The following is a 9,417-nucleotide window of genomic DNA, read 5'->3' as shown; positions in this document are numbered from 1 at the left end:
ACATTCTTAACTCTGACAAATGCAGATAGTGATTCGACGAATGGGGTCAGGATTCTGTACGCATCATCACTGAGTAACAATTTCTCTGGATACCTGTCTAAAACATCTTTTCTATTCTGAGCCTTTATTGTCTGTCGAACACCAAAAAGTGTTAAAAAGCCTCCAATAATTGCTCCACAAAAGCCCAAAAAATCCCATGATCCTGGCCATTTAATGAATTTCAAGTTAGGTAGCAATACATTATCAAATAGTAGCATCAAAAATACTATGTCGGCAATCAGAAAGAAACAGATAATAAGCCAGTTTCTTATACGAATCTCAAATTTGTCTAAATCCATTCCAACCCTCCCCCAGATAAATAGATCTTTCTACAAAAAGGTAACATTTCCCTGCAATGCAATCAGGATAATATTGAGAAGATTGCTATCCCATTAACAACCAGACCAAACAAACTCCCAATATCAAATATCGACTATCCAATGGTTTGGTATTGATTGATAATAATCAACGCCCGGCACGGCTGTATCGAGCTTGAGCGCGGTCTATGGTGCCTTCATCTTCAACGACCCTATTGTCACGATTTGCGATACTCGCCCAATAATACACTCGTTTCCAATCAATCCATCAAAAAAAAGACCCAGTTCGCATCAGCTGCGAACCAGGACCTTGTACACTATTCACACACCATTACCAGTTTGCAATTCACATCAGCTGATATCTTCTTATGAGCACGCTTAACATAAGATTCAACCGATCCCCTCTCTATCCCAAGCGTCTTAGCGGTATAAGCCAAGGTGTAAGCCTGCCCGTGAACCATCTCGTAGCAGGCACGCTCCTGCGTGCTTAGGCGCGACAATGCATCCTCTATCAAGTGCCTCTCATACTCCGATAGATTAGATGCACTGCCGGCACTACTCTGCGATACAAACGCCTGCATCCGAACAGGATCCATCAGCTTCTCGCGTTGGTATCCAGCTCTCCGCTCTACGCCACGTTTATTTCCCGGCCTGCGTCCTGTGTGCATCCACTGGATCGAATAGTTGATATCGGATATTGCTTGTTTCAACACCTTCACGTCCGGATGTTCTACGAGCTGCCCATGGTCATCCCTATTCACCGCCTGAGCTCTCTTAAGGGATCTACGTAGGTTCCAATAAGTGTTTCGGTAGGATAGCTTCAGCTCGCGTATATCGTTGGTCCAGCTGGCTGACATAAAGATACATCTCCTCTTTTTGTGGAGTGGCGTGTTAGTGGATTCGGCAGAATTTCCGAACATGTGTTCTTTTTTATTCGATAAGAAAGCCCCGCAATAATACGGGGCTTAAGCAAAAATCTAGTTTACATTTTAAAATTATTATGAGGAGCGGATGAATTGACCGCGATTTCCAATTATATCCCCAGTAACGGATTATTACCGCGCCTGTTCTCTTCGTTGATATAGCCTACGCTCGCACGTCCGACAGCATCGCGGCCGATCACGGCCTGGATATGCTTTATTTCTTTCACGGCTTGTTCGACACGTTGTATCGCGTTCACTAGAACTTGGTTATCGCTTCCGCCTCCGTTGCCCATGATGTCTTCAAGTTTAGACAGCGGAGCGATAACTTCCGGATCGGAAGAAGCGCCTCTATTGTCGCCGACCATCGCCAGCGTCGGGCCATAGACGAGGCCACCAGATGCGAAGGCGGAAACGTTGTCCATTATGTCTCTAACTCTGTTAGGAGTGATCCGGCGTTTCATGATTTCTCCGATCACATTTTCGAGCTTGAGTTTTGTCAATGATCCGGCAATCTCGCCCGGGCTTTTTAAAAGACCTTTCAGCGAGTTCAGCATACTACCAGCAGCACCACTCGCAGCTGATCCGATGCCACTCAAGGACGATCCTGGAGCTGCAATGACTGAACGAAGGAGATTTCCAATTCCTGAATCTTCCACGAAGTTTCCAGCAGAATCTAGTCCACGTAGGATTTCACCAATCACGGGGATATCCCTGCCAGGCAAACCTTGCACCGGCAAGTCTGTAATCGGGATATCTGTCGCAAGTTCCCCAGAAGGCACATATGCGGGCTGCTGGATTGGCTGCGGCATCGGTTGCTGCGCAAGGGCCTGGGACCCCAGCGTCCGCTGCATGCTCTCCCATGCACGACTAACGCTATTAATACTCTGGACAATGCTATTTGTATTAGTAGCTGCAGAGCTATTCATATCCGACAACGTACTATCCCAAGTTGCCCGCGTCCCTTCGAGCATAGGCTGAATGCCGGCTACAGACTGACCGGTTAAGTACCATCCCCACTCCAGATACGGACGATAGGCGTTAAGCTGGCCCTGCATATAATCGAGCGTACCGTGCCAGTTCTCCTTCGTGGCGTCAAGTGGCTGCTTGATCGACTCAGTAGAGGTCTTGAGTTTGCTCCACTCAGTTTCAATATTCGGTCGGTATATGAGGAGATTATTGGCCATCCCCTCAAGCATTGTCTTCCAATCGCTTCCTACCAGTGACGTAGATGTTGCGCTGTTCTGCATAATTGTGTTGTACATGCCATCGGTCTGTGTGAGCACTTGAACGCTACCCGCTGCCGTCTGAGCTTGGAGAGTCATCCACAACGTACTCCAAGCACCCGTGACACCAATTGATCCTACTTCCGTTTGGCCCTGCAGGTCCCGCCACATTCCAGCAGTCTTTTCCTTGGTATCGGAAATCAGACTATTCACTGTACCTGTGACAGCTGTCGCAGCGGCACCTGCACCCGCATCAGGAGGTGTAGGCGGATCGAACTTTAACTGGAGTCTGGGCAGAGGTGGTATGTCTGGAAGCTTGATCCCGCTAGGATCTGTACCAGGAGGTGTGCTTCCACCAGGTCCCGGAGTGCCTCCGCCCCCGCCGCTACCTTTATCAGAAGCCTCCCCTATCAAGTTAAGTTGGTCAAAGGCCGCTAGTTCCCCACGGGCTTTCTTCGCTGACTTACCTAGATCGTCATAGGCGTTTCCTTGGTTGTTAACCGAATCCGTTTGCTTATCAGTACCCTTGGTTAATGCATCGTAGTCCCATCCCTTGACCCTGTAGATGAATCGAGCAATTATTTCGGTCACTTTTGCTACATCAGTTGTCAATGCAGTAAGTGCCGGTAAGACCGAATCCCAAATCGGTAGGAACGCCTGCGAGAGATTAAGCTTTACATCCTTTAACTGCTCCATCAAAGCAGTCTGCTTGGTCATTACATTATTCTGCAGGCTACTCCCGTAACGAGCATATGTCTGCTCTAAGATAGCGGCCAGTCTGATCTGCTGCTGCACACGGAAATCGAGCTGATCCCAGCTCTTATTCCCGGCGAACTGCTTAAACGCTTTGGTTGACTCAATCATCGAAACCCCGACAAATATGCCAAGGTCCTCAATTGCCTCGGTATTACCAAGCAAGCCGGATCGCATCCGCTCCAATGTGTCCTCAATTGTTCGCCCAGTCGCCGATGCGACTACTCGAGTCGCTGATACAATTTGCTTGGTCGAGTCTTGCAGCTGCTTGTTGTCCTTTATAAATGAGGAGAGTAGCACCGAGTATGTGGAGCCGAGCTCCGCTGATGTTGATTTCGCCAGCCCCTGTGCTCGCGACCAGGCCATAAAATCCTTAGCGCCGCCCTTGAGTTGCATATTCAAACGCCCCAAATCGGCCTCAAACTTTACCGCCGTCTGCGATGCCTTGTAAATGCCCACAGTGGCCAACGCCGCCGCTGCGGTTACTACTGCGATACCGATGCCGACAGGTCCAAGCGCTGCACTTGCACCAGCAGCAGCGGCACCTAGACCACGTAATCCGGCTGCTGCGGCTCCTGCTGCCGGACGTAAAGCCATCAAGCTAGAGGCGACCCCCGCGACTCCCTTAGACCCCTTTATCTGAGAGAGGGAGGACGTCACCGTGGATCCGAGGCTTTTAAAATCCTTCCCGATCCCACCGAGCCCCTGCTTACCACTAATTGCGTTGGTTGTGCGGGTTGTATCGCGCTTAAAGCGAGTCAATTCACTACTAGCAGCTTGCATCCCCTTCTTAGCCGCAGAAAAATCGGCCCCGATACGGATCATTAAATTTTTGACGACTGCAATGATAATCACCTTCCTTCAAAATTAAATAAGCGGCGTTGCTTTACCGTTAAGCAGTAAGCAACGCCGCCATGGGCAATTCTCTTAGGCTTTCTTTACGCGAATAAATCCTTTGTATGAGGCTACGTTACCACCCACCCATACGCTACCACGGTAGCAGATCTGGCCAGACTTGAATTTAAAGTCGCGGGACTCTTCCACAGTCACATCAGAGAACAGAGGCATCTCGAAAGACTGCGGTTTCCCATAGGCCATGCAGTACGTGCCGGTGGCTGTACCGGTATCAGACAGTGCAGGGCAAGCGCTATTGATAATGTAGCGAACGCTGAAGCTTTCGTCGCTGGAAATTGTGCCTGTGTTGCCATTTTGGTCGATAGTAATTTTGTATAGCTTTTTAGATCCATTTGCATCACGCATCGAATTGAACGCAGCCAGATCTGTTTTGTTAAGGAACAGATAAGCGCCACCCTCTACATCTTCGCTCCCACCATAGCCGAATACAAGCTTATCCAGCGTATTTTCGTCAATAGCTGCAATGGATACATCTGAAGCAGTGGGAATGACGTTTGCTGGTGCATGGAATATACCGGTGATCTCGTTAGTTCCTCCGGCGCCAATAATAGCTTGCTTGGCGACTTTCTTCCGGAGTGCGATTTCAATTCCTTTCCTAACCATGTCTTGGTACATGACTTCCGGAAGTTTGTATGCCTCGTCTGTAATCTCGGAATATGCCGTGATTTTGGCTTTGCCGATGGTCACGAAATCCGTAACAGGATCTGCATCTGCATAGTCTGCTGTTTCAGTTGTATACCCGCCTTCGCCATTGCCGACGATAAACCCTTTCTTGTAAGACTCGCCCCCAATCAGAGGGATCGCATTAACGACATCAACAATGCTACTGACTTCGTTAAACGCCGGGTTCAGCGAGTTGGAAGTGTGTGTCGGCACAACAAGCTTGCCGCTCCCGATAGTAACCGCACGGAATTCGGTGAGCTCGTCAAGGCCAAATGTTACAGTTTTGCGGTCTCTTAGGTTAGCCCCTCTTTGTTCCATTTGTTCTATAGTAATACCCGCCTCGTTTGTCATTTGTCTATTACCTCCTGGGATAAATTCATCAATTTTCCTTGTTTGAATGGTTCCGTTGTTGATGCCGTAAGCTGTAGCATTCCGACGTTCGCGCACTTCGATCTCTTCTTTTTCAGTCTCAAGTGCTCGGAGCTCCGCCTCGATTGTATCGAGCTTGTCCGTTCCTAGTTGTTCATCACTTTGAAGTAGTGCACGTATTTCTTTGGTTCGGTTCTTGATCTGCACCAATCGTTCATTCTCTGCAGGTGCCTTGGTGTACTTGTCTAAAATACTCATGCTCGGATCATTCTCCTTGTATTTGAAATTGTGAAGCGCCGATCGATACAATACGCCGGAGGTAGGAACGTACAGCGTCAATCGGGTTTACAGTCCTTCCAGCGTCTGCTACAGTCCTGTAGCGCCCCAAAGACCACTATCCAGTGGCAAAGAAGAGGATGACGTGTTCGCTGCTTGTATCTTTAACGATCAAATCCATGATCGAGAGATCCGTTGTCATTAGTTCGGAAATTGCATCAAGTAGTGCGAAAAACCGTAATATACTTGAACACCACCGCCTTTCATATCCCCTGATAATGGGTAGGGGGGTCATGCGTGCGACCTGCGTATTCTCTGAATGAGGGCACACGGTCTTTGCCAGGCCCCCTTCGATTTTCGGACCGGGGGGGTGCCCTCGAATACATGTTCTCTCTTGCTGCCTGCCCAGATATAATGGTAATATAGATTTATGAGATAAATTCCGGTTGATCGCCTTCCACTATGTCAGTAGTGAGGGCGTTTTGTTTTTTATCGCATTCTGCTACGTAGCTTTCTAGTAGCTGCAGATCCTTTACGTCATATCCTCTCGATGCTAGGAGATCCACCAAAGCATTGATAAAATAGGCTTCCTTTTCCATCTGGATTATAAGATCATGAAGATCAATTGTTTTCCCCAAGGCTAATCATCCTCTCAGTATGTGTTTACGTTCCGCACGTAGTTGGAACATCCGATCGAGAATGGCTGACGCTTGCTTCAATCCTAATTTCTGCAAATCACTCAGCTGCCGATCCAATCGATAATGCTCCAGGTTAATCTCCACGAGCCGGTCTCCTTGGTTACTGCTAACAGGTTTGCTTGCAGAGTGCAATGGCCTCACCTCCCCTCCTCATACAGCTGCAGGATCTCCTCGCGTTCCTTTCGGAGTTCATCAATACGTCGAAGCTTTTGGGCATTGTCGGGCGAACGCTCAAATCCTCTCATGTTGTCGCTAATCTCTCTGGCCAGACGGGTATGCTCTTGGGCAATCTGCACCAATCTATCACCATGTTCCGGACTGTTAACGGCGTTCCAAATAGCTCGTTTGCTGAAGGTTGTCATATTGGACTCCCTCCCTTCTCACTGGTTAGGGGTTTGCTGCATCAGCCGTTCAAAGAAATGGAAGTCCTCTTTCTCATCGAACAGTACAGCCTTGGATTTAGGAAGCTTGCTCAACTCATGCGCTTTGACAGCAGCATTCATGAAGTCGTCACAATCAGTCGATTTTTTACGTGCTTCTCTGAACAGAGCTCGTAGAACGCCTACGAGAGATGAGGGCTTCGTGTGATCGGTAGTGAATGAGATCTCCGTGTCGAGGTACTTGATCGTGTACTGCTTGAGTTGTGCCATGTGCAGCCTCCTTTTTGAGCATGTTTTGGCTGATTAACAGGTATATGTTGCTTTTTTTGATTAAGTCGCAGCCAATGTGGGGTTGGCCGGAATTCATTATGCATAACACTCACCTCCAGATCGAAAGCGCGAATCAAAGCCATTCTATCTGTGCTCTAGTATGGCTATATATAAAGGACTTAAAAAAATTGAGTCAAAGCTTACTATTCCAATTTCACATATCAACTGCCGATTAAAGCCATGTACAGAAGGGGATTCGAGATAATTCCGACTACATTTTTTGACGTAATTTTTTTTAGTCAAAACTACTTCAACAAGCATGAAATTACGCTTTTGACTTAAATTTTTTAAGTGTTAGACTTAAAAATATTTAGCCTTGTACAATTTTAGTAGGTCATAGCCTTTGTTACTTTTTCCCGCCATTTCTCACTAAATCGATACGAATTCGATTTCCTTGTGTGTTTGTTGTGCTCGACATATTCGATGTAGCCGTTTGCTATCAGTTCTTCAATGCAACTGTAAAACGTTGGCTCTGACATGATTCCGCCAACAGCGGCATAAGGGAAATCGAGTTTATTGTCGTTACTGCCATTGTATTTACGTAACATGATCTGATACACATCTCGTGACTTCGGTTTCATGCCCCAGTAAAGCCTAGTATCCATAAACGAGTAGTGATACCGGATGAATCCCTTATCTTCTGCTCCAATTGCTTTTTGCCATGGTTTAAACCCGTAATCCTTTTTCTTACGGCCCACCTCACCACCCACCTCTTTTGCTCAACAATCAGCCGGCACTTGCTGCAAATTGTGCTAAATAATCTAAACATTCATCGATCTCGAACTCTCCGTTGCTGTAATCAATGATGACTGTCATAAAATTATCGTTACACTGGTCCGAGGTAAGAGTGATGTTGTATAAACTCCAGATTATGTCCGTAATTTGGTCGTGAACGCGATTGATCGAATCCGGAATAATTCCAACAGTTTCCATCCCCTTTGTGATAGTCCCGATTTCCCGGCAAACTCTCAACAACCCGCGTACTAAGGTACTGCTAGCTTTAGGACTGTGACTAACGATATCTGCGATTGTTGGCGGATATCGATCAGATGTAATATGTTTGTGAAGCCGCCCCTGGGCTAACTCAAAGGGAATGTTTTTCATATGTGTACGCCACAGCTCTACTACTTCAACCGAGGCTGTAAAGCTGTTCTGATATGCCGCTGCAATTGTCAATAGAATCTTTAACGTTTCTTGTTTGTTCATGCGTTATTGTTCACCTTCAGGATCCTTCTTGATCGCATCCGACCAGTCACAATTCAGCTTTCTCCGAGCATCCGACCACTCTTGAAATTTCGCCATGCAAACCTCAAACTCAATATCCGGATTCTGCCCGAAGTAAAACGCGCTCAGGTTGTCATGAAGCTTGTCCCTGATCTGATCGTCCTCAGGTACGCCATGTAGCTTGAATAGCTCGTTCCGGAAATCGGTGTTCAACTCATCGAACATTTTATAAGTGGCTGCCTCGAGCGCATCCAAGTCGGTGCGCAGTTTCCGTATAAGATCGAGGTAAGGATCGCTCTTCTGTTGAGCTGTTCTGCCAGCCAAGAGAAGGAAGCGCGTTGCTTGCTCTGGAGTTAATCCGTTCATGCTCTGACCTCCTGTTTTTGATCTCTAGTTTCCGCTTGCTTGCTATCTAGCCATTCGAAGAAAGCATCGCGGTAAGCGATCTTTCGGCCATTGATCAAGAGGAGGGGGAAACCCGTCTCTCTAATTACTTCGTATGTGGTGGATTTGCTGAATCCAAGTATGGACTGTATGTGCTTGACCTGAAGCACGATAGGATAATCTGATCGTTCCATTGGTAATTCACCTCGCTTCGTTTGTGATTCCCCATCTTTCCAATACCTTTCTTTTACCAACTGCGTTGAAGCGGTTTTAAGTGGTGTGAAGCAGGCATGAAGAGATTAAACAGATATGTTAGTGCGAATGTACTCCTCAATCCGTCTAATGTCCGCAGCCAACTCCTGCAACGTCTTGGCGGTCGATTGCTTGATTTTCATTTTGATCACTTTTTGTAATGCAGACTGTACATTTGAGAAATACCCGTGAATGATTGGCTTCCCTTCGCTTACTCCATCCTTTCGCAACGTATACTCTTTTAGAATGAAATTATGTGGATCGGATTCGAGATACAAATTCGCTTCGATTTGGACTTTCATTTGCTCATCTCCTTTCCTCGCTGGTTTTGAGCGGTCTTAAGAAGGTCAGGGGGTATTGAAATGCGGTAAGAGTGTATTTGCATTGTTAAGTATCAAATGCCTATCGAAACCGCCTAAAACTCGTCAAAACCGATTTTGATTAATAAGGTGGCTTGCAATACACACATTTCTCCACATTATGGAGATTCAACATTGTGCAGCCAGCAGCCGCAACTCGATTAAATTTCCCGTCAGTGTTCGAAAATAGAGCTTCTGATCGATTCGGATGCCGAAGTATTGCATGGTTATGCTCCTCCTATTTAGTTTTCAAGGATCATATCCGAACTTGAATTCGGGTTTATTTTGCTGTGGGTTGACCCTCCTGCCTCG

13 protein-coding genes are annotated in these 9,417 nt (G+C 46.9%); all 13 read right to left on the bottom strand.

Going from position 1 to position 9,417, the window contains the following annotated elements; translation table 11 throughout:
* Positions 1 to 338: hypothetical protein (locus AC1DWB_RS29095; RefSeq protein WP_477544596.1), on the bottom strand; the 338-nt coding region annotated here is incomplete at its 3' end.
* A gap of 335 nt (positions 339 to 673) precedes the next feature.
* Positions 674 to 1,213 carry a sigma factor-like helix-turn-helix DNA-binding protein gene (locus AC1DWB_RS29090; RefSeq protein WP_477544595.1) on the bottom strand — a complete coding sequence of 180 codons (540 nt, stop codon included), beginning with the start codon at positions 1,211 to 1,213 and terminating at the stop codon, positions 674 to 676.
* A 176-nt stretch (positions 1,214 to 1,389) separates the two neighbouring features.
* The gene (locus tag AC1DWB_RS29085; protein WP_477544594.1) at positions 1,390 to 4,110 is read right to left on the bottom strand and encodes a hypothetical protein; all 2,721 of its coding nucleotides are present in this window, start codon (positions 4,108 to 4,110) and stop codon (positions 1,390 to 1,392) included.
* A 72-nt stretch (positions 4,111 to 4,182) separates the two neighbouring features.
* On the bottom strand, positions 4,183 to 5,460 hold the full coding sequence (locus AC1DWB_RS29080) for a phage major capsid protein (RefSeq protein WP_477544593.1): 1,278 nt from the start codon (positions 5,458 to 5,460) through the stop codon (positions 4,183 to 4,185).
* Positions 5,461 to 5,906: 446 nt separating this feature from the next.
* Positions 5,907 to 6,116: a hypothetical protein gene (locus AC1DWB_RS29075; RefSeq protein WP_477544592.1), complete on the bottom strand. Its 210-nt coding sequence runs from the start codon at positions 6,114 to 6,116 to the stop codon at positions 5,907 to 5,909.
* 6 nt (positions 6,117 to 6,122) lie between these two features.
* Entirely contained in the window at positions 6,123 to 6,308 is a 186-nt protein-coding gene (locus AC1DWB_RS29070) for a hypothetical protein (RefSeq protein WP_477544591.1), read from the bottom strand.
* A gap of 5 nt (positions 6,309 to 6,313) precedes the next feature.
* Positions 6,314 to 6,538, bottom strand: coding sequence for a hypothetical protein (locus AC1DWB_RS29065; RefSeq protein ID WP_477544590.1), 225 nt, complete (start codon positions 6,536 to 6,538; stop codon positions 6,314 to 6,316).
* Positions 6,539 to 6,556: 18 nt separating this feature from the next.
* Positions 6,557 to 6,826 carry a hypothetical protein gene (locus tag AC1DWB_RS29060; RefSeq protein WP_477544589.1) on the bottom strand — a complete coding sequence of 90 codons (270 nt, stop codon included), beginning with the start codon at positions 6,824 to 6,826 and terminating at the stop codon, positions 6,557 to 6,559.
* A 386-nt stretch (positions 6,827 to 7,212) separates the two neighbouring features.
* The gene (locus tag AC1DWB_RS29055; protein ID WP_477544588.1) at positions 7,213 to 7,584 is read right to left on the bottom strand and encodes a hypothetical protein; all 372 of its coding nucleotides are present in this window, start codon (positions 7,582 to 7,584) and stop codon (positions 7,213 to 7,215) included.
* A gap of 28 nt (positions 7,585 to 7,612) precedes the next feature.
* Positions 7,613 to 8,092 carry a hypothetical protein gene (locus AC1DWB_RS29050; RefSeq protein WP_477544587.1) on the bottom strand — a complete coding sequence of 160 codons (480 nt, stop codon included), beginning with the start codon at positions 8,090 to 8,092 and terminating at the stop codon, positions 7,613 to 7,615.
* A gap of 3 nt (positions 8,093 to 8,095) precedes the next feature.
* A complete protein-coding gene (locus AC1DWB_RS29045; protein ID WP_477544586.1) occupies positions 8,096 to 8,476 on the bottom strand; it encodes a hypothetical protein in 381 nt (126 codons plus the stop codon).
* Complete coding sequence (locus AC1DWB_RS29040) at positions 8,473 to 8,688, bottom strand: DNA-binding protein (RefSeq protein ID WP_477544585.1); 216 nt, start codon at positions 8,686 to 8,688, stop codon at positions 8,473 to 8,475. Before AC1DWB_RS29040 ends, AC1DWB_RS29045 begins: the two co-directional genes overlap by 4 nt.
* Positions 8,689 to 8,793: 105 nt before the next feature.
* Complete coding sequence (locus AC1DWB_RS29035; protein ID WP_477544584.1) at positions 8,794 to 9,048, bottom strand: hypothetical protein; 255 nt, start codon at positions 9,046 to 9,048, stop codon at positions 8,794 to 8,796.
* Between the last annotated feature and the right edge of the window lie 369 nt (positions 9,049 to 9,417).

The organism is Paenibacillus sp. P4_E11, assembly GCF_056401635.1.
The sequence above is the reverse complement of the archived record's forward strand: the minus strand, read 5'-3'. Positions and strand labels throughout refer to the sequence as shown.

Bases quoted from the DNA above. Each gene is read 5' to 3' on its own strand.
- AC1DWB_RS29090 (WP_477544595.1), bottom strand. From the start codon at position 1,213: ATGTCAGCCAGCTGGACCAACGATATACGCGAGCTGAAGCTATCCTAC.
- AC1DWB_RS29080 (WP_477544593.1), bottom strand. From the start codon at position 5,460: ATGAGTATTTTAGACAAGTACACCAAGGCACCTGCAGAGAATGAACGA.
- AC1DWB_RS29065 (WP_477544590.1), bottom strand. From the start codon at position 6,538: ATGACAACCTTCAGCAAACGAGCTATTTGGAACGCCGTTAACAGTCCG.
- AC1DWB_RS29060 (WP_477544589.1), bottom strand. From the start codon at position 6,826: ATGGCACAACTCAAGCAGTACACGATCAAGTACCTCGACACGGAGATC.
- AC1DWB_RS29050 (WP_477544587.1), bottom strand. From the start codon at position 8,092: ATGAACAAACAAGAAACGTTAAAGATTCTATTGACAATTGCAGCGGCA.
- AC1DWB_RS29045 (WP_477544586.1), bottom strand. From the start codon at position 8,476: ATGAACGGATTAACTCCAGAGCAAGCAACGCGCTTCCTTCTCTTGGCT.
- AC1DWB_RS29040 (WP_477544585.1), bottom strand. From the start codon at position 8,688: ATGGAACGATCAGATTATCCTATCGTGCTTCAGGTCAAGCACATACAG.
- AC1DWB_RS29035 (WP_477544584.1), bottom strand. From the start codon at position 9,048: ATGAAAGTCCAAATCGAAGCGAATTTGTATCTCGAATCCGATCCACAT.